This window comes from Gemmatimonadaceae bacterium (assembly GCA_036496605.1).
GTDB lineage: Bacteria > Gemmatimonadota > Gemmatimonadetes > Gemmatimonadales > Gemmatimonadaceae > AG2.
Window position 1 is genome coordinate 20,678 of sequence record DASXKV010000058.1, and the last position, 22,021, is coordinate 42,698.

16 protein-coding genes are annotated in these 22,021 nt (G+C 63.9%); 6 read left to right on the top strand and 10 right to left on the bottom strand.

All coding sequences use genetic code 11. The features are described 5' to 3' along the window. The first annotated feature begins 342 nt into the window (after window positions 1-342). On the top strand, window positions 343-900 hold the full coding sequence (locus VGH98_23400) for a hypothetical protein (protein HEY2378945.1): 558 nt from the start codon (window positions 343-345) through the stop codon (window positions 898-900). A gap of 47 nt (window positions 901-947) precedes the next feature. Continuing rightward, on the top strand, window positions 948-2,624 hold the full coding sequence (ettA, locus tag VGH98_23405; GenBank protein HEY2378946.1) for an energy-dependent translational throttle protein EttA: 1,677 nt from the start codon (window positions 948-950) through the stop codon (window positions 2,622-2,624). 117 nt (window positions 2,625-2,741) lie between these two features. Here ettA and VGH98_23410 read toward each other — a convergent pair whose 3' ends face one another. The 4 genes from VGH98_23410 to VGH98_23425 all read right to left on the bottom strand — a co-directional run bounded on the left by VGH98_23410 (window position 2,742) and on the right by VGH98_23425 (window position 6,772). Then, complete coding sequence (locus tag VGH98_23410; GenBank protein ID HEY2378947.1) at window positions 2,742-3,254, bottom strand: hypothetical protein; 513 nt, start codon at window positions 3,252-3,254, stop codon at window positions 2,742-2,744. A gap of 196 nt (window positions 3,255-3,450) precedes the next feature. Continuing rightward, entirely contained in the window at window positions 3,451-4,875 is a 1,425-nt protein-coding gene (locus tag VGH98_23415; GenBank protein ID HEY2378948.1) for a glycosyltransferase family 2 protein, read from the bottom strand. Continuing rightward, complete coding sequence (locus tag VGH98_23420) at window positions 4,872-5,939, bottom strand: HEAT repeat domain-containing protein (GenBank protein ID HEY2378949.1); 1,068 nt, start codon at window positions 5,937-5,939, stop codon at window positions 4,872-4,874. Before VGH98_23420 ends, VGH98_23415 begins: the two co-directional genes overlap by 4 nt. Then, the gene (locus tag VGH98_23425) at window positions 5,936-6,772 is read right to left on the bottom strand and encodes a response regulator (GenBank protein ID HEY2378950.1); all 837 of its coding nucleotides are present in this window, start codon (window positions 6,770-6,772) and stop codon (window positions 5,936-5,938) included. Before VGH98_23425 ends, VGH98_23420 begins: the two co-directional genes overlap by 4 nt. A 137-nt stretch (window positions 6,773-6,909) precedes the next feature. Here VGH98_23425 and VGH98_23430 point away from each other — a divergent pair, with 137 nt between their 5' ends. The 3 genes from VGH98_23430 to VGH98_23440 are packed head-to-tail and all read left to right on the top strand — an operon-like array spanning window position 6,910 to window position 11,510. Then, a complete protein-coding gene (locus tag VGH98_23430; GenBank protein ID HEY2378951.1) occupies window positions 6,910-7,275 on the top strand; it encodes a response regulator in 366 nt (121 codons plus the stop codon). A 6-nt stretch (window positions 7,276-7,281) separates the two neighbouring features. Beyond that, window positions 7,282-8,781 (top strand): ATP-binding protein, encoded by a 1,500-nt coding sequence (locus VGH98_23435; protein ID HEY2378952.1) that lies wholly within the window; start codon window positions 7,282-7,284, stop codon window positions 8,779-8,781. Next, the gene (locus tag VGH98_23440; GenBank protein ID HEY2378953.1) at window positions 8,778-11,510 is read left to right on the top strand and encodes a hypothetical protein; all 2,733 of its coding nucleotides are present in this window, start codon (window positions 8,778-8,780) and stop codon (window positions 11,508-11,510) included. The genes VGH98_23435 and VGH98_23440 overlap by 4 nt, the downstream gene beginning before the upstream one ends. On the opposite strand, the gene VGH98_23445 is transcribed toward VGH98_23440, so the two are convergent. Next, entirely contained in the window at window positions 11,488-13,041 is a 1,554-nt protein-coding gene (locus VGH98_23445) for a tetratricopeptide repeat protein (protein HEY2378954.1), read from the bottom strand. The genes VGH98_23440 and VGH98_23445 overlap by 23 nt on opposite strands. A 98-nt stretch (window positions 13,042-13,139) precedes the next feature. Between VGH98_23445 and VGH98_23450 the strand changes: the two genes are divergently transcribed. Further along, a complete protein-coding gene (locus VGH98_23450; protein HEY2378955.1) occupies window positions 13,140-14,432 on the top strand; it encodes a radical SAM protein in 1,293 nt (430 codons plus the stop codon). 154 nt (window positions 14,433-14,586) lie between these two features. On the opposite strand, the gene VGH98_23455 is transcribed toward VGH98_23450, so the two are convergent. From VGH98_23455 to VGH98_23475, 5 genes are all read right to left on the bottom strand, one after another. Further along, window positions 14,587-17,298, bottom strand: coding sequence for a TonB-dependent receptor (locus VGH98_23455; protein ID HEY2378956.1), 2,712 nt, complete (start codon window positions 17,296-17,298; stop codon window positions 14,587-14,589). 171 nt (window positions 17,299-17,469) lie between these two features. Continuing rightward, the gene (locus VGH98_23460) at window positions 17,470-19,785 is read right to left on the bottom strand and encodes a TonB-dependent receptor (GenBank protein ID HEY2378957.1); all 2,316 of its coding nucleotides are present in this window, start codon (window positions 19,783-19,785) and stop codon (window positions 17,470-17,472) included. Window positions 19,786-19,878: 93 nt separating this feature from the next. Then, entirely contained in the window at window positions 19,879-20,250 is a 372-nt protein-coding gene (locus tag VGH98_23465; protein ID HEY2378958.1) for a hypothetical protein, read from the bottom strand. A gap of 52 nt (window positions 20,251-20,302) precedes the next feature. After that, a complete protein-coding gene (locus VGH98_23470; GenBank protein ID HEY2378959.1) occupies window positions 20,303-21,274 on the bottom strand; it encodes a serine/threonine-protein kinase in 972 nt (323 codons plus the stop codon). Then, window positions 21,271-21,990, bottom strand: a complete 720-nt coding sequence (locus VGH98_23475) for a hypothetical protein (GenBank protein ID HEY2378960.1) — start codon at window positions 21,988-21,990, stop codon at window positions 21,271-21,273. Before VGH98_23475 ends, VGH98_23470 begins: the two co-directional genes overlap by 4 nt. Window positions 21,991-22,021: the final 31 nt, after the last annotated feature.

Below are 22,021 nucleotides of genomic sequence, written 5' to 3' on the forward strand. Positions count from 1 at the left end.
GGTTGTTGGTTGTTGGTTGTTGGTTGTTGGTTGTTGGTTGTTGGTTGTTCGTGAGATCAGAAACCACTAACGACCAACTACTAATCACCACCAACCACCGACCACCAACCACCAACCACTAATCACCACCGACCACCAACCACCAACCACTAATCACCACCGACCACCAACCACCAACCACCAACCACCAACCACCAGTCAAACCAGACCGAGGATTCGGTTAGCGCTTCCTGTAATTGTTAGGCGTTGGCGTCGCTAGGGCAAAAGGTCCGATTGTGAGGCTGAGCACGATCCGGCAGTATTGTCGGTCGCATTTCGCTCACTCATTCCTGTCGGGTACCGATGTCGACGCCGATATCGTTTCGCCGAGCCTGCTCGATCGCTTTCGCACCGTTGGTGCTGGTCGCCTGCAGCGACACCGTGTCGCCTGCGCCGGCCCTCGACGTTGCGGTGCGCGTCAGTGAGCAGCTGGGGCCATTCCCGACGACGAATCCGAGCTCGGCACAGGGCCTCCTCTGCGACGTCACCTTCGAGGCCCAAGGCCTCGGCCGCCTCGCGCACGCGGACTGGCTCGACGCGTCCGTCCTGTTCTACTCGGCGCCAAACCGCAGCGTCCCGTTCGACAGTGTCATCGTTTCGGCCAGCGACGTGCGCGGGACCTTTTCGGCCGACACGATTGGCGCGGGCCAGGTCGAGCATACCAGGTGGCTGTTCGACGTTGCGGCGACCTTCGACATCGCGATGAACTTCCGCTACCAGGTCGTTCCCGGCGGCGACGTCAAGACGGCGACGGCATACTTCACCTGCGGCGACGAGACCACGCCCACGGTCTCGTCCCGGCGTCCCGCGATCAGCCCAGTGAACGCCTCGTTACGCCGGGTGGTCGTCAACGGCTCCTAGCTGCTGGCCGCTTTAAATTCCACGGTTCACTCTTCTCGCGAGTTCCCGTGGCCGTTCCGTTCATCTATGTCATGAAGGGTCTGCGCAAGGTCGTAGCGCCTTCGCGCATCATCCTCGACGATATCTGGCTTTCGTTCTATCCCGACGCGAAGATCGGCGTCCTCGGCGCGAATGGCGCCGGTAAGTCATCGCTGTTGCGCATCATGGCTGGCGTCGACCAGGAGTTTCAGGGCGAGGCCTGGGCCGCCAAGGGCACGCGCATCGGTTATCTCGCCCAGGAGCCGCAGCTCGATCCGGCAAAGGACGTCCGCGGCAACGTCGAGGAAGCGGTGCGGACACAACGCGCGCTCCTCGATGAGTTCAACAACATCGCAATGCAGTTCGCCGAACCGATGGACGACAATGCCATGACGAAGCTGCTCGATCGTCAGGCGAAGGTGCAGGAGCAGATCGACGCGCACGACCTGTGGAACCTCGACAACAAGATCGAGGTCGCGATGGACGCCTTGAGGCTGCCGCCCGGTGACGCGGACGTCACCAATCTTTCGGGCGGTGAGAAGCGTCGCGTCGCGCTGTGCCGCGTGCTCCTCGAGGAACCGGACATGCTCCTGCTCGACGAGCCCACGAACCATCTCGACGCCGAGAGCGTGGCATGGCTCGAGCGGCACCTCGCGGACTTCAAGGGATGCGTCGTCGCGGTGACGCACGATCGATACTTCCTCGACAATGTTGCGGGCTGGATCCTCGAGCTCGATCGTGGACGCGGCATCCCGTACGAGGGCAACTACACCGCTTGGTTGAGCCAGAAAAAAATGCGACTCGCGCAGGAAGAAAAATCAGAGTCTGCTCGGCAGCGCACGCTCGACCGTGAGTTGGAGTGGGTGCGCATGGCGCCACGCGCTCGTCAGGCAAAGTCCAAGGCGCGCGTGCAGAAGTTCGAGGAGATGGCGCAGCGCGAGACGGCGGAGAAGGTCATGCAGCACGAGATTGTGATTCCGCCGCCGCCGCGCCTCGGCAACGAGGTCGTGAACGCGAAGGATCTGCGAAAGGCGTACGGCGACAAGCTGCTGTTCGACGGAGTTTCGTTCTCCTTGCCACGCGGCGGTATCGTAGGAATTATCGGGCCCAACGGCGCTGGAAAAACGACGCTGTTCCGGATGATCGTAGGGCAAGAGCAGCCCGATGCGGGTGACCTCGACCTTGGCGAGACCGTGCGCGTTGCGTACGCTGGCCAGCAGCGTGAGCTGGATCCGAACAGGAACGCCTGGGAGGAAATCTCGGGCGGACTCGAGACGATCAAGGTGGGCAATCGCGAGATGAACTCGCGCGCGTACATCTCGGCGTTCAACTTCCGCGGGCCCGATCAACAGAAGAAGGTTGGGAATCTCTCCGGTGGCGAGCGCAATCGGCTGCATCTTGCGAAAACGCTCATGTCCGGCGGCAACGTGCTGCTGCTCGACGAGCCGACGAACGATCTCGACGTCGACACGCTGCGGGCACTCGAGGACGCGCTCGACGACTTCGCGGGCTGCGCGGTGGTGATCTCGCACGACCGGTGGTTCCTGGACCGCCTCGCGACGCACATGCTGGCGTTCGAGGGGAACTCAGAGGTCGTCTGGCACGAGGGGAACTATCAGTCGTACATCGAGGACCTGAAGCGGCGGAAGGGTCCCGACGCCGATCAACCGCATCGCGTGGCGTATCGGAAGCTCGTTAGGGCATGATGGGTAGAGGGTAGAGGGTTGTGGGCAGAGGGTTGCGGGGTAGAGGGTAGAGGGTGGAGGGCGGAGGGTAGAGCGCAGCGCGCGAAGTGCGCCCTACGCTCCCTCTGCATCCGCGACTCAGAAATAAACGAGGGCGCTCACGCGACCCCAGGGCTCGAGACTGGTCTGCGTAGCTCCGAACGGCTGCGTACTACCTGCGAACGGGCCGAGCAATTCGTGCAAGTGGTCGTACACGATTCCCGTCTCGCCGGACACCCCGAAGCGCTTATCGAGCGCGTAGCGAGCGCCGAAGATTCCGACGACGTTCCACTCCTTCGGCGCATCCGACTCCGAGTACCACGCATAACCGCCCCGCAGGCCGAGGTACGGTGTCAACGAGCCTGACGGTTGCACGGGAAAAAGCGCGCTTCCGCCGAAGCCAAGTCGGGTCTGATGGCCGATGTCTCCGCCGATATGCACGAATGTGAAATCGGGACGCAGGTCCAGCTTGCTGTTGACGTGCCAGAGGATGGCCAGTGCCGCGGGAATTCCCAGATCGACGGCGACGCGATGGTTCTCCTGAGCGCCGGCGGCCGATGCCGCGATCCCGAGCAATGCCGATACGTTCGCCAGTCTCCACATCAGATACATAGCGAGTCTCCGAGGGAAGGGGGAGCCGTAAATACATAAACGCTCAACGATCGCACAACGAGCGCTTCCTCGCAAACCGGAAGGGACAAATCGGCCAGCCGATGGGACAGAACTACGGCTGATCTTGCCTAGGCGCTGCCGGACGTTATCGTAGAAAGAAATCGAGCGGAGCGCGCACAAGCGCACGGCCTGCTCGTCACGCCGCTTTGCGCGTCTCGGTATCCGAGCTCCCGAACCCCTCGCGCTGCATCACGCCCCAGCCTCGATCGCCGCGCGCGAGGTGCCAGAATGCCTTGAGCCGGAAGAACAACGTCAGCTGGCGGTACCCGAACGCCTCGATCACCGCGGTGAACAGCAGTCGCAGGACGTCGCCAGGTCGCCGGTAGCGGTGGAAGCTCACCTCCTCGAGCAGAATCGCCCACACGCTCAACAACATTCCGTACAGCACCACGACCGAGAGAAAGAGCCACAGGAAGTTGAAATCGACGGCGCCGAACACCAGGCCCGCGGCGACGCCCAGATAGCCGAGGGCTTCGATCGCCGGCGACAATGCCTCCCCGAAGAGGAAGAACGGATACGCGAGGACACCGATCGCTCCATAGCGGAAATTGAAGAGCAGATCGCGATGCACCCACAGCGTTTCCAGCAAGCCACGGTGCCACCGTTCTCGCTGACGGCCGAGTACTCGCACTGAGGATGGCACCTCCGTCCACGCGACGGGGTCGGGGATGAACGACGTCGTATCCGAGAGGTGATGCTCGCGGAGATATCGCTGCAGCCGGACGACGAGGTCCATGTCCTCCGTCACGCTGCCGGTGCGATAGCCTCTGATCGCGAGCAGGTGCGCTCGCTTGAACAGCCCGAATGCACCGGAGATGATCAGATTGCCACCAAGTCTGTTCCAACCAAGACGGCCGAACAAAAAGGCGCGGAGATACTCCAGCACTTGTATGGAGGGCAGCAAGCGCTTGTCGACGCGTGCTTCGACGACACGTCCGTGCGCAATCGTGCACGCGTTGGCGACTCGGATCGTCCCGCCGACCGCCGCGACTGGCTTGCCTAACAAGAACGGCCGAGCCAGTCGCAACAATGCGTCTGGTTCGATCAGCGTGTCGGCATCGACGGCAAGCACGTAGGGGAATCGCGCCGCATTGAGTGCTGCATTCAACGCGTCGGCCTTGCCGCCATTCTCCTTGTCGATCACGAGCAGCTTCGAGTAGCGGCGCGAGCGGTAATACGCCCGGACCGTCGACGTGGGCACGCTGATCATGAACGCCGGCGGTACCTGGTAGAGATCGAACGCCTCGATGAGTCGCTTCATCATCGAATCCGTCGAGCCATCGTTGACGAGCACCACCTCATGATACGGATACTGCAATGTCAGGAACGAGGTCATGCTCTCGACAATTGTTCGCTCCTCGTTATGCGCCGGAACGAGAATGCTCAACGGTGGCAGCGCCTCCGTTCCGAGCACGAGCGTCAGATGCTCGTCCTCGGCGAGATGCCAGTGCGACCAGAGCTCGGGAATGGACAAGAGCAGCAGCAAGGCGTAGAACGAGTTCAACGCCAACATGTACGTGAGCGCGAAGCGATCCACCCACTGCAGCAGCGTCGCGATCATGCTTCGGCCAACTCGACGACGGCGCCATCGGAGAGGCCGCTCACCATCGCCGCCATATCGGCGGCGAAGCGATCCGGCCGTTCGCGCGCGAGCCGCAGCGCACGACGTCCGACCTCGCCGAGCTGTGCGAGCGAGAGGGCCGACCGGAAGCGCACCCACCACGACCGATCGGCGAGAGCAAAGCTCAGGTCAGCGATGGCATCGCTGGCGCCAACGGTGCCCAGGCCACGCGCCGCCTGCGCGCGCACGCGCCAATCGCTGTCGTGCATCATCTCACGCAGCACGGCTTCGGCGTCGGGGTGCACGTAGCGTCGCATTGCACGCGCTGCCGATATGCGCATCTCGACGACCGGATGATTGCTGAATGCGATCAGTGGGGCGAGACAGCGCAAATCGGCGATGTTTTCCGCGAGCGTGATCCAGACTTGCAGCTTCGCCATCGGCGCAACGGGAACGAGCCGTTCGAGCAGCGCCGGCACGGTGTGCTTCCAGTTCTCGCGCAGAACGCGGAGCTGGAATACGCGAACGATGGGTGGTCGCGTGTGAAGCGTATCGAGCACGTGCTCGATGAGCATGGCGTCGCCGACGCGCGTTAGGCAGGTGCTCGCCGCGGCCTGCACGGCGGCGTGCGCATCGCCGAGCAACTGCCGCAGTAGCGTCCGGTCGCGAACGCTGCCGACGACGGCGAGCAATCGCGCGGCGTCGAGCCGCCGCCACCACCAACGCGAGCCGGCTTGCGCGAGGATACGCCGCACCCAGCGATCCTCGCGCAGCGATCGCGCCAACTGAGCCACCTGTTCCGGTGCGGTCTTCGACGCGACGTGCATCGTGAGTTGGTCGAGCGCTTCGCGCTCCGGAAGCCTTCGCAGGACATTCGCGAGATCGGCTGCCGATCCGATGCCGAGAAGCCATCGCTGGAGCGGTTCGGCAACTCTGTTGGCGGCAGACGTCGCGCGCTGTGCGCGAATGCTCTGACGCGCCCGATTCACGAAGAGCAGCAGAAGCAACAGACCGAAGAAGATTCCCTGCACGATCGCGACGACGAGAATTACGGAACTTCTCATGCCGCCCCGGCCCCGCCGCTCCGCCGGCACCGCTCGAGCCAGGAAGGAATCTTTGCCATGAGAATCCGGAGATTCACGGGCTTGGGCACGTAATCGATGGCGCCTGCCCGGTACGCGCGGAGCTGCTCTGCCTCACCGCTGCGAGCCGTGAGAAAGACGGTCGCGAACACCCCCGGTCGCTCGACGCGGAGCCGCTCGTGCAGCGAAAACCCGTCGAGTCCGGGGAGATCGACGTCGAGCAGGATGATCGGGATTCGCGGACCCACCGGCAGCGATAACAACCCGGTCAGCGCGTCCGGTCCCGTCGCATAGTGCATGAATGTGAATCCGGCCGACTCGAGGGCGTACCGCAGCATCTCGACGAACGTGGCGTCGTCCTCGACGATGATGAGATCGGGGCACGCCTCCACTCGCTCGGTGCGCGCCGAGTCGTCTCGCGACGCGGCTGACGATGTCGGGGTCGAGATATCGAGGGGAGGCGCGTAGGCCGGACCGAGCACACAGGCCTCCAGTGCATTGGCGAATTCCGCCGTCATCGCCGCTCGGCGATCGACGTCGAGCCCGGGATCGGTTACCCAGCGGATCGCCGCTTCCTCGAGCTCACCAGCGAGGCGACTTGCCTCGGGAAAGCCGAAGGATCCCGCCGCGCCATGCACGCGATGCAGCTCGCGTCGCAGCGCTTCGACGACCTCCGGCGCGCTCGCAATCACCGCGAGTTGAGAGGATAGCCGACGCAGCGCCGCGACGGTGTTCGCAGTCGTGGCGCGATAACGCTCGCGCAGTATGCGGAGCGTTTCGGTCGTGTCGGAGCTCGACGGAGAACGACTGTCCAAGGGGCGTTGCCGCCGGTAATGGGTGTTCGTCGCATGAGACCCCGCCCCCACTCCACGCAAGGCTCCATCGCCCCGCGACTCACAGCGTCTCATCCCGTCGACAAGACTGATCGGACCACCCGAGCGTCACCGAAGTCATGCGCCTGCTTTGCGCCGATGACGAAGAGGACATACGCACCATTTTGCAGCTGGCGTTGAGCCTCGACCCCGAGCTGGAGGTCGAGCTCGTCGACTCCGGCGAGGCTGCCCTCGCGCGCGCTCGCGCGGGCCGCTTCGACGCGATCGTTCTCGATGGCATGATGCCCGGTCTGGACGGCTACGAAACCTGCCGCCGGCTCAAGTCGGACCCATCGACCGCCAGCGTTCCAGTGGTATTCCTCACCGCGAAAACCCAGCGGGGCGAAGTTGAGCAAGCGCTCAAGCTCGGCGCCGTGGCTTGCCTCATGAAGCCGTTCGACCCCATGACGTTGGCCGCCGAGCTCCGCGCGGCGCTGGCGAAGTAGGCGCGCATGGCAGATCGACGATCGAGCGACGAGACGCGCCGCGAGCGTGAAGCGCTCTTCCGGAGCCTCTCCAGCGCCGCAAGCGAGGGGATCACGATCGTCGTCGATGACCGGGTCGCCGAGGCGAACGACGCCTTCGGCAGGCTGTTCGGCTACCAGGCGAGTGAAGTGCTCGACCGACCACTCCTGGATTTCATCGCGCCGGAACTGCGCGATGCCGTTGTGCGCCAGATGATACTTGCGACCGAAAAACCGTACGATGCGCGCGGTCGTCGCAAAGATGGCTCGACGTTCGACATCGAGCTCACGATTCATCGCGTCACGTTCCGGGAAGGCGTTGCCTGGGGTTGTCGTGTGCGAGACATCACCGAGCGCAAGGAAATCGATCGAATCAAGACTGAATTCGTGTCGATCGTCTCACACGAGCTGCGCACGCCACTGACATCGATTCGCGGTTCGCTCGGTCTCATGGAGGCCGGAGCGGTTGGTGAACTGCCGCCCAAGGCGCGTGATCTCGCGCGCATCGCGCGCCAGAACGCCGACCGGCTGATTCGACTCATCAACGACATCCTCGACCTCGACAAAATCGAGGCGGGCAAAGTCCAGTTGCAGATCGCGGCGCTCGATCCCGCCGATATTGTCGAGTCGACGATCGCCGAGCTCCGCGGAATGGCGATGCTATACAAGGTGTCGATGACGACCCAGGTCGATTGCCGCGACCGCATTGCCGCGGACCGAGACCGCGTTGTCCAGGTGCTCACCAACCTGGTGTCGAACGCGCTCAAGTTCTCGCCTGAAGGCGGGGCTGTCGCCGTCTCGCTCGGAACGGGCGTGTCCGGCTTCGTACGCATCGCCGTGCGCGATCACGGACAGGGCATCGCACCCGAGCAGATCAAGAAACTCTTCACACCGTTCGAGCAGCTCGAGGAGGCCAACACGCGTCGTCGCGGTGGCACAGGACTCGGGCTCGCGATCTCGCGCTCGCTCGTCGAACAGCAGGGCGGACGCATCGGCGTGGAATCGACGGTTGGGCAGGGAAGTGAGTTCTGGTTCGAGCTGCCACTCGTGCCCGCGCCGGGCGTGGACGACGTACGCACAGCCGACGAAGGTGCACCGGGCGTGCTCGTCGTCGAGGACGATGACGCCGTGGCGCGGGTGCTCGGCATCATGATTCGGCGCGACGGTCACAGCGTCACGCGCGCGAGCACGCTCGCCGAGGCTCGTCAGGCACTCGCTGCATCACAAAAGCCCTCCGTCATTCTGCTCGACATGAAGCTGCCTGACGGAAGCGGGCTCGATCTGCTCGACGAGATCGCCGGAACGCCAGGCCTCGAGCAACTGCCCGTCGTCGTGCTCTCCGGCGTCGAGCCTTCATTCGATCATCGCACGCGCAACGATCGCGTGGTCGAGTGGCTCATCAAGCCCTTCGCCGAGCGGGAGCTGCTCCGTGCGCTGCGCGACGCAATCGGCGACGAGCAAAACGCGGCGCGGCGTCGCTCCGCATGAGCGCATGGCTGCGTGCCGTCGTTGGCGCCGCGGCTCTTGTCGCGCTGCGCCTAACGGCCGCGGCGCAATCGACGGATGCGGCCTGCTCGTCGCCGGCGAACGATGTAGCCCAGATGGCGGATCGCGGCTGGCTCGCGATGCGAAGCGCACAACTCGACGAGGCCGACGCACAATTTCGCGCAGCGCTCGCGCGCTGCCCGCGGTATCCGAGCGCAATCATCGGTGTCGCGTACGTCGCGATGCGCCGCGGCAACGACTCCAGTGCGGCCCACATGTTCGAGCGAGCACTCGCCGTGCAGCCGTCGAATTACGACGCGTTGGTCGGACTCGGCATGCTCGCCTATCGGCATGGCGACATGTCGGCAAGCTGGAAGCGCTTCGCCGGCGCTCTCGCCGTCGTTCCCGGCGACTCACTGAGTCTCTGGTATCTCGAGCGGATTCCTCAAGCGCTCGACAGCCTGCGGTTGCCGCCGCCGCCCCGCCCCGCGCACACCATTGTCGTGTCGCGAACCGGCACGCGGATATTCGAGGTGCCCAACGGCGCTGGCGGCTGGCAGCCAATGTGGGTCAAGGCGATCAACGTCGGCGCGGCGCTTCCGGGAAAACATCCGACCGAGTTCCCTCCCGACGACGGTACCTACGAAGAATGGATCGAGCTCGCCGCACGCATGAACGCGAACGCGCTGCGCGTATACACGATTCATCCGCCGCACTTCTATCGTGCACTCGCACGGTGGAACGTTGCCCATCCGGCGAATCCAATCTGGCTCATTCAGGGTGTGTGGACGGAGCTACCTCCCGGCAGGAAGCGGGAGCGATACGACGACGCAGCGTGGAATCAAGCATTCTTCGGCGAGATGAAGCGCGTGGTCGATCTCGTGCACGGCCGCGCTGTGATTCCACATCGATCGGGACACGCAGCGGGGATTTACGCCGTCGACGTCTCAAGATGGACATTGGCTTACATCATCGGGCGTGAATGGGAGCCGTACTCGGTTGTTGAATTCGCATCGCGACACCGTTCGCAATCCTCGTATCGCGGCAGATATCTCACGATCGAGGGAGGCAACGCCGTCGACGTCTGGCTTGCGCGCGTCGCCGATCGGATGATCGGCTACGAGATGGACGCCTATAACGAGCAGCGCCCGCTCGCGTACGCCAATTGGCCAACGCTCGACCCGCTCGTGCACCCAACGGAGAGCACGCTCGCCGAGGAAGATTCCATCCGGCGCGTGCGACACGAGATCGTCCCCGAGCAGCCGAAGGAATACGACAACGACGCCATCGGCCTCGACGCGGCGCTCGTTAGGCCGACGTCCGCCTATCCTGCCGGCATCTTCGCATCCTTTCACGCGTATCCATACTATCCGGACTTCATCTCCTACGACCGCGTCTATTCCGGCGCCCGCGACGCTGACGGGCCGAGCAACTACTACGGCTACCTCCGCGATCTCGTGCGTCACTTTGGCTCCATGCCCGTGATGATCTCGGAATACGGCGTGCCATCGTCACGGGGAATCGCCCACCTCCAGCCACAGGGCTGGCACCACGGCGGCCACTCGGAAACGGAACAAGCGGAAATAAACGCTCGCCTCACGCGCGACATCTACGCGTCCGGCGCTGCCGGCGCGGGCCTCTTCTCACTCATCGACGAATGGTTCAAGAAGAACTGGACCGTGATCGACTTCGAGTATCCCGCCGAACGCAATCGCCTGTGGCTCAACTCGCTCGACGCCGAGCAGAATTACGGCGTAATCGCCATGCGGCCCGGGCGAAAGGATTCGACCATTGTGATCGACGGACGCGCCGATGACTGGGTGGGACGACCACCGTTGTACAGAGGCGGCGACGATCCGCAGCTGCTCGCGGCCTTGCGTCTTCGCTCGTTCACCGTCGCGAGCGACGAAGCGTATCTCTATCTACGCGTGGATGCGGGTGCCATCGATTGGCAGCACGCTCACTACATCATCGGTATCGATACCCATGGTGCATCGTTAGGTGACAGGGTGCTGCCCATCACCGGCGCACGCTCTCCCGTGGGTCTCGAGTTCGTGATCGAGCTGAGTGGGGCAGGCCGGAGCCGGCTGCTTGTCGATCACCCGTACAACCTCTATCGCGACGCGACAATCACGGGCAGCAAGCCCCGGGCGGTTCAGCAGATCTATAACTGGCCGTTCCGCTCAGTCGCGAACAGCGCCGGACGCTACGACACGATCCACGTCGTCACCAACCGGCGACGATTGGGCCGCGACGGCACCGTGTACCCCTCACTCGCAGTCGATCGGAGTCGTCTCCTCTTTGCGCGACAGCCAGACAACAGTCTCGCCGACTGGTATGCCGACAGCCTAACGGGCGTGATCGAGATACGTATTCCCTGGGGGATGCTCAACGTGCTCGATCCGTCGTCGCGGCTCGTCCTTCGTGGAACTAAAAAGGGAGACGTCGCCGGCGTCGTGACTGACGGCTTCCGCTTCGTGATTCAGAGCTACGACCCCGCGCAGCCCTCGGAGAGCGGCGACCGCTTGCCCCGAGGGAGCTCGCGCGAGTTTTTCGGCAGACCCTCGACATGGACATGGCCAACGTGGGAGGAACCACGATGGTACGCCGAGGTAAAGCCGCAATTCGAAACGATGCGTCGCGCATTTGGCGAGATTCCCAACACGCCGGCGAACCTCGCCGCTTCGCCTAACGCGATCGCCGCTCCGGCTAGAGCCGCACGCGCCCCTTGAGCGACAGCGTATACGCTCGGTAGTCTGCCGAGCTGATCGTCGTCGGCGACGCGACGTTCGCGAAGCCACCGCTCAGCGACCACTCGAGTCCAGGCGCCGGACGATAAGCAATCGCCACACTCACACGCTGCGCGAATCGACCCACGTGTGAGTCGTCGAAGGCGACGATCGTCTGATCGCCGAGGCCGAGCTCCGAATCCAAGCCCCAACCGAGCTCGCCGCCCAGGTGTAAGCGTCCGCTCATTTCCGCCAGCAGATATCGCTTGGGTGCGAAGTATCCGTCGAACGCGGCGTGATCGTACTCAAAGCCGCGCACGGTCGCGGCGATCGACGCGAACTTCGTCGCCGACCAGCGCAGCGATCCCGATCCCGCAAGCCGACTATTCGGCCCACTTCCGCCGCTCAGATGCGTCCAACTTGCACCGCCTCCGATCCCCAGTCGCGGCCGGAGCGTCACGTCGGCATCGGCGTCCATGCTCGTCGTCGCGATGCCCGCGAGCATCAGCGACGCGGTCTCGTCGAACGCGGCACGCGTGACGCTGCCGCCTAGCGAGATGGCAGGCGACAGGTGTCCGCTGAGGCGTGCGCTGAGGAGCGGCAGGAGACGCGTTTCGTCCGGAGCACCTGGCGCACTCGACGCGTCGAGTCGTACCGCACCCGCCTCACCGCGCAGCGTCCATCGGCCATTCATCGGCGACAGGCTGGATGAGGCACGCAGCGCCGCCGACGTCCCGTGCTCCGCGCCGAAGTCGGCGACGCGATAGCTCGCATTGGCGAGCAGCCGCGCACTCCACGGCGATGCCAGGCCGCCTCCCATGACATACGTCGTCGCGCGATTGTCGTCGCTGTCGTCCGTCGTCGTGATCGTCGGTTCGAAGGAGGCCGACAGGGCGACATCGGCCCACTCGAGCTGAACGCGCGCGTCGGCGTTATTCGGCGCTTCCGCGACGGCGTGCCGCAATGCCTGACGAGTCTCCTCCGGCCGCCCCGCCCATCGCCACACCTGAGCGAGCGCGACCCACGCATCGGCGTCTTGCGCATGCGTCGAGAGCCAGCCCTCGTAGCGCGCGATCGCTTGTTGCAGCTTGCCGCTCCACGCAACGGCCTGCGCCCCGAGCAAGGCCGCATCTCGCTCCCGCGGATTACTGGCGAGGACACCGTCGCATATCGCGATTGCCTCGTCATAGTTGCCGCGCCACGCAAGCGTGCGCGCGAGGCCAATGCGCCCGTCCTCGTCCGCGGGCATCAGTCGTAAGTAAAGTCGAAACAACGATACCGAATGATCGAGATCGTTGCGCCACCCGAGAAGCGTTGCCATGCGGAAGACCGCGCGGCCGGCGGTCGAGTCCCGGCGCAACACTGCTTGATAGGCCGAGAACGCGTCATCGTATTTCCGTGCGGCCCACGCCTGATCGGCAGAGGCGAGCAGGTCTGCGACGCGCGGTTCACTCTGGCCGCGAGCCGCACCGGGCACGGCCGCGGCGAGCGCGACGGCGCCACAAAGCGCGGTAATCCGAAGGAATCGGCGCATATCCAGAGAGAGGACGCGCCAGCCCAAGCTCGCTTCACGCTCTTGTATTTCGGTTTTTGTTCGGTAAACTTGGGAGAGGCGCCGAGGGAGGAGGAGTGATGGGAACGGACCTGGATATCGACTCGAAGATCGCGCTGTTGATGACGCTCGCGGCGACGGACGTCGAAGGAATGCCTGGCCGCGATCCGAGCATGCCCCTGCCGCCTCGGCTCCGCCACGCGATGGAAGTCGGCGCCCTTCGTCCGCTCAATCTCCGCACCGTGCAATCGAGCGGGCCATTTGGGCGAAAGACGACGCTGCTCCGCATCCTGATGACCAATGCGTGCAGCTTCAACTGCCACTATTGCCCGATGCGGCGCGATCGCGAGATGCCGCGCACGCTGCTCAAGCCGGAGGAGCTGGTGCGCATCTTCCTCGCCGCGCGGGCGAAGGGCTGGTGCGAGGGTTTGTTCATCACGACGGGTATTCCGGGGCGTCCGGTGAAGGTGATGGACGATCTCATCACCGTGCTCGAGCTCCTCCGCGACAAGCACCGCTTCACGGGATACATCCACGTCAAGATCCTGCCCGGCGTCGAATCGGCGCAGGTCGAGCGCATAACGAGTCTCGCGTCGCGTGTCTCGATCAACCTCGAGGCCGCTTGCGGCGAGAGTCTCACGCGGATCGCTCCGGAGAAAAGCCTAACGACCACGCTGCAGACGCTCGAGCAGGCGCGTAGCCTCGTTGTCCAGGGCCGCGAGGAGCAATTTGCGGGACGCCCGCGCGACGCCCTCCGGCCGGGTGGCACGGCCGGGATGACGATGCAGCTCGTCGTCGGCGCCACGCCGGACAGCGACCGCACGATCATCGGCAAGGTCGCCGAGCTCTATGCGGGCGGCGGCATCCACCATTCGCAGTTCAGCGCGTTCCGGCCGATACGCAATACACCGATGGAAGAGGTGAAAGCGACGCCCGCCCTGCGCGAGCATCGGTTGTATCAGGCCGACCACCTAATGCGCGAGTACAAGTTCGGCGTCGAGGAGCTCGCGTTCAACGACAGCGGGAACCTCCCGCTCTCGCTCGATCCGAAGATTGCCTGGGCGCTCTCGCACCCCGAGCGCTTTCCCGTCGAGATTCGCACCGCCTCTCGTGCGCAGCTGCTTCGCGTGCCTGGGATTGGTCCGACGTCAGCACGGCGTATCGTCGTCGAGCGCGGCCGAACTGTGATTCGTGACCTGCACGATCTTCGCAAGCTGGGCGTCGTCACCGGACGCGCCGCGGGCTTCCTGAGCCTCGCCGGCCGTCGCCTGCAGAACACGCTCTGGTCCGAGCAACTGGGCTTCTGGCGCCCCGAAGACGAAGTCGGAGTGCCGCACGTGCTGTACGATGTGAGTCCGGGGACGTTCAGGTGAGGTGGTTAGTGGTTGGTAGTTGGTAGTTGGTAGTTGGTAGTTGGTAGTTGGTAGTTGGTAGTTGGTAGTTGGTAGTTGCTGCTACTTAATGCGCTTTCCATCACCAACCACCAACCACGAGCCACCAACCACCAGCTACGAGCCACCAGCCACGCTACCAACCGTAAGCAAGCTTAGCGTAGACAAACCGCCCGTTGATGCCGAAGGGCGATATGCCACTATACGGAAGAATCCCCGAATTCGTGTTCGGAGTGATCGTGGCGTCCGGATACGCATTGAAAATATTGTCCGAGCCTAACGTGATCGTCGCGTGGGTCACCGGGCCGTAGCTGACGGAAGCGTCGGTTACCCACTTCGGCGACCACGTTTGATCGCCGGCGGGGGTCGTGCCGAACGACGTGACCTCTCCGAAGCGCTGGTTGCGCAGATCGATGCCGAAGCGGCCGACGCCGAGGTTTGCCGACAGGACGACGTTGTTGCGCGGGTTGCCTTTCTCGAGACGCGCCTGGTCGACGCGGCTGAAGAGCGCATTCCCCTGGCCCGGAAGGATCGCCGAAGAATCGACGCGCGTGACACGCGTCCAGTTGCCATTGTACGCCGCCGTTAGGCGCAGGAGTGCCGTCCGCGTCAATGACCAACCGTAGCTGCCGATCACGTCGAGTCCATTCGTCCGTGAGTCGACGGCGTTGGTGAAGTACCGCGCGCCCTGAACGTCGGTCACGCCGTGCGCTGAAAGCGTGTCGATGACCGCAGTGCTCGTGAAGTTGTTCGAGAGAGCGATGCGATCCTTCAGATCGATGCGATAGTAATCGACCGTCAACGAGAGACTGCGCAGCGGCTCGAGCGCGACGCCGGCGCTGTAGTTCATCGATTTTTCCGGCCGCAATGGCTTCGCGTGCAGGATCTGCGCTACGGGGCTCGAGACCGGGAACGTTCGAATCTCGACGGGAACGGCAGGATTGCCGACGAAGTTGATCGCGGTGTTCGAGAAGTATTCCTGACCTAACGACGGCGCGCGGAAGCCGGAGCTCACCGCACCGCGGAAGGCGACCCCATGAATCGGCTCGTAGCGCCCCGCGATCTTTCCCGTCGTCGTACTGCCAAAGTCGCTGTAATGCTCGGCGCGGCCGGCGAGGTCGATGAGGAGCTTTGACGTCAGGTCGCTCGAGAGATCGACATAGCCAGCGACGTTCGTGCGCGAGTGATTGCCGGCGTCTTGTGGCTGGTATCCAGGATACACCTGCGAGCCAGCAGCCGCCGGCGCGGTGGTCTGTGCGCCCGTCGAGTCAATGATGTGCACCGTGCCGATCTCGTACGACTCGAGCTGACCCGCACCAACCTTGTACTGATCGTCGCGGAGCTCGAGGCCCCACGCGGCATGCAGTGGTGCGAATCCGGGCTTGAAATCGCGGAAGACGTCGAGATTCGTCGTCGACTGGCCGAACGCCAGCTGCCCCGCGTAGAAGCTCGTCGGCGACGCGCTGCCAAGGGAAACGTTGACGCTGTTGACAATATGCATATCGAATACGTCGCGCCCGTAACCGGTGCTGAGATCATAGTCCCAGCCTAACGCCTGGCCCTTCATGCCGACGAAACCGGAGCCGTCCCAGATGACGGGCTGCTCCTCGGGAAGGAAGCCATTCGGATAGATGGCGCGGAAGTTGTTCGCGTCGCGCGGGCGTCTCCAGAATCCGAACGCGTCGCCGAAATTGTGTGACAGCCCGCCAAAGGCGTAGAGCTGTATGCCGTTCGCGAGGGTCGTCCCGGCGTTCAGCCATCCAAGATCGTCGTGCTGATACGAATCGCCGATCTTGAAGTCGACCCCGCCTGGGACCGGGAGATCGGGATTATTCGGCTGTTGGTTTTGGAAATACTGAATACGCGTGTCGGGCGCGGCGCGATTGGTATAACCGCGATCACGAATTTCGCCGCCGAGAAAGACGTATCCGTTCTGGCCGAAGGTCCATCCGTGGTCGGCGTTCGCGTAGAAGAGCTTCCCGTCATGCTTGTAAGTCGGCGAGGTGAAGTTCGCGACCTGCGGCTCCTCGGTCGAATACTCGCCTACCTGCCCCGTGATGTCGCCCGGCGCGGTCGACTTGAGGACGATGTTGATCACACCGGCGATCGCGTCGGACCCGTACTGCGCCGCGGCGCCGTCGCGCAGAATCTCGATGTGATCGATCATCCCCGCGGGAATCGCATTGAGATCCACTGCCTCGGATCCACGTCCAACGAAACCATTGATGTTGACGACTGCGCTCACGTGGCGCCGCTTGCCATTGACGAGCACGAGCGCCTGATCGGGCGAGAGGCCGCGCAGCGTTGCTGGCCGAACGTTATCGGTCGCGTCACCGAGCGTCGTGCGGGGCACGTTGAAGGAGGGCGCGAGCGCCTGAATCATCTGCGACGTCTCGGTCCGCCCCGTCGATCGAACCTCGAGCGACGACAGCACGTCGATCGGAACGGGGGCGTCGATGACCGTGCGCTCCTCGCCGCGCGTGCCAATGACGGAGACCGCCTCGAGGCTCGTCGCGGCGCGATCGAGCGTGAACGACTTCGTAACTGCGCCTCCCGCACTCACCGTGACCGAATCCGAGTGTGGAGTGTAGCCGAGCAGGCGTGCGCGAATTTCGTAGCGGCCCACGGGTGCCGTGAGGCGGTACGAACCGTCGCTGCGGACGATGGCGCCGCGCGTCGTGCCAGCGAGCGAGATCGCCGCGCCTTGCAGCGGCGCGCCTTGCGTATCGAGGACGCGGCCGGAAATCGTGCCGGAAGATTGCGCCGCGAGTGAGAGTGGAGAGAGGAGGGAGAGCGCAAGAACCGTGAGTGCAGCGCTCGAGCGGACGGCGAACGACTCCGATGACATGAGGCAGCTCCAGCGTTCAACTGAGGCGAAACACCAACGCGCGTCGCGGAGCAGCAGCGCTCCGTGTCGGGCCGGTCGAACGAATTATGCGAAGGGAGACAAGTGGGGGCGTGAATCCCTACATCACTCAACAACTTCTAGAGCGTGAATGCCGTCACGCGCCGCCGTCGGTCACCATCGCTCGACCCGCACCCCGATGCGCAGCGTTCTGGGCAGGCCGAACGACGCAACTCCGTTCGTCGCCGCAGTGAGGTTCACCTCGTATTGCGCGTTGGTGATGTTCTCGACACTCAGGATACCCGTGATGCCAGGCAGCATCTCACGCTGCACATTGGCGTCGAGAACCGTAAAGGGATCGAGCCATACACCCTGCAGAGTCGTTGTCGGTCCCTCGTGGCGCCAGATGGCCGTCCAATCACCGAATTGTCGCGCGCTGTAGGTCGCGCGAATCGTTTGCTTCGGCGACGGCACGCGGTTGATGTGCGGCTTGGGCCCCACCGCCGGAACACCCGACTGCTGACGAGCGTCGTCGTAATTGACGCTCCCGGTCACGAGAAGCGGCGCGAGTGGCCTAACGGCAACGTACGCCTCGCCGCCCTGGCTTCGCGAACTACTGACGTTGAGACGCTGCCGGCACGTGCCGATCGCTGGGCACTGCGGATCCGAGACGTTGGCGATCGTCGTCGGAACGTTGAAATCGCGATAATCCGCGACGTACCACGTTCCCTTCATCTGTAGAAATTGCGCCGGCTGCCAATCGAGGCCTATCTCACGACCTAACGCTGTCTCGGGGGACAGATTCGGATTCGGGATCGTGGTCGACGTCGCGCTGATCTGCTTGCGATACAGCTCGGCGAGGTTCGGGGCACGGAATGCTTTGTAGACCGCGGCGTGAAATGAGAGGTTGCTCAGTAATTGATAATGCGCGCCGAGCCGCGGAGAGAACGCGGACTTGCTCCGGTCGGGGTAGGTCTGACCTCCTGCCGCTGCATCGAAGGAGTGGCCATCGTTGTTGCTCCACTGGTCGACACGCGCGGCAAGCTCCAGGCGCAGTGGCGTCAGCGGTGACGCGATTGCCTGCGCGAACACACCGCTCAACGCCTGATCGCCGCCGGACAACACGCGACGCGTCACCGTACCGCAGTTCGCTCCGGGACATGCGGTGCTGAAGTCCGTCTCGTCATAGTTGCCCTGCATGTGCCGATAGTCGCCGCCGAGGCTGAACGACTCGAGATGCAACCACGACGAGCGCGTCCACATCGCCGAGGCGCCCCAGTCGTGGCTCGGAATGCCCGCAACCACACTGCTGTCTTCCGCGATGCGACCGCCAGCGCGAATCGTCGTTGCGCGCTGATGTTCCGTCTGCTTTCCATCCCATGCGCGAACGCTCAACAATCCACCGCCATACGTGCCGTAGTCGGCGCCGAGATTGGCGTCGCCCTGATCGCGCGTCTGATAGCCCAGCGGAGTTCCAATGCTGCGGTTGTCGCCGAACATATGACCGCCGACGAATGCGTTGAACTTCGCCGACGGCGCGTAGTTCAGTTTTGCGTAGCCATTCCGCTGAATGACGCTCGACGGCACGTCGATCGCTCCGCGCTTCGCGGGATCGATCATGTTGTAACCGCCGCCCTCCTGATAGTCGCCGCTCACGCTCGCGGTGACGGCGCCGGCCACCGGCACGCCCGCCGAGAGGTAGCTGTGGCGCATGTCTCGGCTGCCGCCCTCGATCAGCATGCTCGCCGCGCCAGGCGCGAGCGGGCGGGAAAAGAACGAGATCACACCGCCCATGGCGCCATTTCCATACAGGCTCGACGTGCCGCCTTCGACGACTTCGACGCGGTCGAGCATGCCCTTCGGCACGCGCCCCCAGTCGATCCACTCGCCCCAAGCGTCATTTATCGGGAAGCCGTCGAAGAGCACGGCCGTACGACCCTCGTCCACGCCGCGAATCGAGACGATCTGCGCCGTTCCGCCGACGAGACTGCTCGTACGCGGAAGCTCGACGCCGGGAATCTCGCGCAACAGATCCTGCGACTCCCGCGCTGGGCTCGTCTCGATCTCCTGCGGCGTGAGCACGTTGACGGTCGTCGCGACCTGGCTCGCCAGAGTCGGCGTTCGCGTCGCGGTCGTGACGACGCTGGACAGCATCAACGAACCCTGCTCCAGCGTGAAGTTGACTGTCGTCTGCTGATTGGCGATGACGTTGACCGCCTGCCGCGCAGGCTTATAGCCGAGCGCCGTGACGACGATCTCGTAGCCGCCGGCCGGGATCCCGCGCAGCGTGTAAGCACCGCGATTGTCAGCGACTGCAACGCGCGGCGGCACCTCTATCGATACACGAGCGCCAATTACCGGGGACGTCGCGCTGCTGATCGTTCCGCTTACGCTGCCGCTCTGGCCCTGCGCGGCGCTCGAAGTCGTGACAAGTCCAAAGAGGAAAACTGACGCCGCTTTTGGAACGCGGCGGGAGGGACCGACGAGCATAAGCGCTGGGATGAGAGATTCGTTGGAGGATCCGCTCAAAACCTACGCGACGGCCATGCCTCTCGCTGCGCTGACCGCAGTTGGGACCCCGGCTCAGGCTCGGGCGATCGCCCTCGAGCTCGGCTCGTACCGCTGCGTCGCAAAGCCGACGATCAAGCCGACGATGCTGCCGGGTAACATGATCTGCCAGTAGTAGTTATGGTGGAGCGCGTTGCTGTTCATGATTGCGATCGGGAGCGCCAGTGCCGCACCGACCACCAATCCGAAAAGAATGCCCAACGGGAGTGAGCTCACCTTCTTCGCGAACCAGCCGATGAGGACGCCGGCTAAGAGTCCCTTGAACGTCGAGCCAATCACGATTCCGACGATCTGAGCCGACACTTCCGGCGACGACACGAGTGCCGATAGTCCGTCGAAGATTCCAAGGACGCCGCCGACGACGAGGCCAAATACGGGCTTGTTCATGATCGCTCCAGGTAGGGTTCATCGTCCTCTACAGCGATCCGACAGCACTTCTTTAAAATCGGGCGAAAACCAGGAGTGCGACGCGAACGACGAGATACGCAAGCACGAGCAGTATCGCCGTCCGATGACGCGCTCCGACGCGTCGGATTCGCTCGAGCAGTCCCTCGCGGTGCGCTGCCACTGGTAGGGCATCCAGATAATTCGCGATGTCCGCGGCCAGCGCCGACACCGATTGATAGCGCGCCGCTGGGTCGGTCGCCCGCGCTCGATCGCAAATCGCATGAAGGGCAGCCGGCACGTCCCGCCATGTAGGGCTCTGATCGCCGCCGGGATGATGGCGTGTGAGGACGAAGCAGAGAATTCCACCGAGTCCAAAGACGTCGACGCGCTCGTCCGACGCGCCGTGAAGCTGTTCGGGCGCCATGTAGCCCGGCGTCCCAGCGGCCGTGGCGTTCGCGCTGTCGGACGGATTCGGCGACAGCGCCGTCATATTGCGAGCTTTCGCCACTCCCCAGTCGAGCACGAGCACCTCGCCGAACGCGCCGAGCATCACGTTTTGCGGCTTGAGGTCGCGATGAATCACGCCGGCGGAATGTGCAAACGCCACCGCATCGCACACCTGAAGGAATGCGCGGAGGAGCTCCGAAAGCGGACGGTTCCCTCGTGCGTAGTCGTCGAAGCGCTCGCCACGAACGCGCTTCATTACATAGAACAGGCGGCCATCCAGCAGGGTCCCGACGTCGTGCACTGGCACGATCCCCGGATGCTCGAGCGAGGCGAGAATCCGTGCCTCACGAATGATCCGCGCGCACTCTTCCTCGCTTGGAACTGGCGTCCGTAGAACCTTGAGGGCAACGTCGCGGTCGAGCTCACGATCGTGGGCGAGATAGACAGCGCCCATCCCGCCCTCGCCAATGCGATCTCCGATCGCATAACGAGCAGGCGAGGCGGCCTCGGGCGCTTCGACGAGCGAGCGCAGGTGGCCGATCGCCGATTCAGAGAGCCGCGCCCGTCCGCTCGTCATAGCGGCGTCCCAAGCAACGCACTCGCTTCTTCGCGGAACTCGTCGTCACTGCCGGAGAGGTCGTGCAGTGTCTCGAGAACGGCCGCGCGAAAATCGCGACGCGTTGCCGCGAGCCAGTTCGTCACCTGCGTCGGTGGTATTCCGAACTCGCTCGCAAGCGCCGCGTACGTCGGTCGCTCGTCGGTCGACAGGTTCATGTCATAGCGCTCGAACAACGCGAGATGAACGTGTTTACCTTCGGCCTCGTAGCGGTCCCGCAATCCCGCAATCGCGGTGACGAGTACGCTCCTCACCCATTCGCGATGGAATACGGCGTCGGGATCGGCCGGGTCATTTCCCTCACCCGTTAGGCGCGTTTCGACGTCGGCGAGATCGATCGAGACAAATGACGCCGCACCGCCTCGCTTCAGGCGTCCGTCGGCCTGGAGGGCATTGATCACATACGAATCGACACATCGCCGAACGAAGGTGCGAAAGCGCGCGCGCTCCGGCTCGTAGCGGGCGAACAGATCTCGACGCAGCACTTCCACGAAGAATCCCTGCGTGAGATCCTCGGCGTCAGCAGGTTCCTGATGGTGCGTCAGCCGCACGTGCGCATAGATAGGAGCCCAGTACACCGCCGCGAGCGCGTCCTGTGCGCGAGCACGCGTATCCGCATCATGACTGCGGGCACGGCGAACGAGCGAGAGGTGCGTCGCGGGAAAGGAGGAAGACACACGACGAGAGTACGACTCCGCGGCAGGCGAA